We start from the raw sequence: 1,287 nt of genomic DNA on the forward strand, positions 1-1,287 counted from the left end.
ATATTCTTTTCATATAAAAAAGCTATTTTTTTGCTCTCATCAGGAATTTTAAACCCTGCATCCAAAAGTATTGTGATGATACGCTCAAAACCTATAGAAAATCCGCAGGCAGGAGTATCGTTACCTGTGAATCTTCCTATCATCTTATCATACCTTCCGCCGCCTGCAACAGAGCCTGAAAATCCCTCCATGCTGACTTCAAATATTGTTCCGGTGTAGTAGCCCATACCGCGAACCAAGGTAGGGTCAAATACAAGTGAAAAATCATTTGTATTCACTTCAAGTACCGTATCCATTATTTCACAAAGACTGTCAAGCACTCCGTCTTCAATAAATCCTTTAAGCTTATCTTTTAACGATAAAACAGCTTCGGTATTATCTTTAAGTCCATCAAACAGGCTCAGATATTTTGAACATTTTTCCTCGCCGTCAAGCTCTGTCAGTTCTTTTTTTACACCGTCCATGCCTATTTTATCCATCTTGTCAAGGATTATAAACACATTACCTATATTATCCTCGTCATAACCTGCATAAAGCGCCATAGCCATAAGAATTCTTCTGTCATTTATTCTTACAGTGAAGTGCTTGCCCTTTGCTATCTCACTAAGTGCCTTTGTGGTTGCAAGTATCAGCTCTATTTCCGCAAGATTTGAAGCTTCACCCAGAATATCTATATCACACTGTGTGAACTGTCTGAATCTGCCCTTTTGAGGTCTGTCGGCTCTGTATACATTACCTATCTGCAATGCCTTAAAAGGATTAGGAAGATTTGCCTGATTGTTTGAATAGTATCTGGCAAGAGGCAATGTAAGGTCATATCTTAAACCGGCATCAACCAAATCGTTCTCATCCTTTATATTTTCAAGTTTGAGTTTTTCTCCTCTTTTTAAAATCTTGAAGATAAGCTTTTCGTTGTCACCGCCTTGCTTACTGAGAAGATTTTCTATATGCTCCATAGCCGGAGTCTCTATAGAGGTAAAGCCGAAGCTTCCGTATGTTTTTTTAATAATATTTATCAAATAATCTCTGATAAACATCTCTTCAGGAAGAATATCCTTCATTCCGGTGACACTTTTTTTAATCAATGCCATGCATATTTCCCTTTCTTTCTATCATTTCATCAAGTCTTTCAATATATAATTTCGGGTCCTTTACATTTTCGATTCGCTCGATTCTACCGTTATTAAAAACAATCTTGCTTGAAGTACCCGCGCCACAAGCTATGATAGTCTGTTTTTCTTCCATAATCAATATATTGTAAAGACATTCTTTCCCAGGCTTTGAAAA

1 protein-coding gene and 1 pseudogene are annotated in these 1,287 nt (G+C 37.1%); both read right to left on the minus strand.

Annotated features, from left to right (window positions below; genetic code table 11):
• Window positions 1–1,091: histidine--tRNA ligase (gene hisS / locus ACO6FI_RS13260; protein WP_485457734.1), on the minus strand; the 1,091-nt coding region annotated here is incomplete at its 3' end.
• Window positions 1,078–1,287, minus strand: a pseudogene (locus tag ACO6FI_RS13265) (coproporphyrinogen dehydrogenase HemZ); the annotation flags it as partial. The pseudogene ACO6FI_RS13265 and the gene hisS, both read right to left, overlap by 14 nt.

The organism is Lachnoanaerobaculum sp., assembly GCF_057250505.1.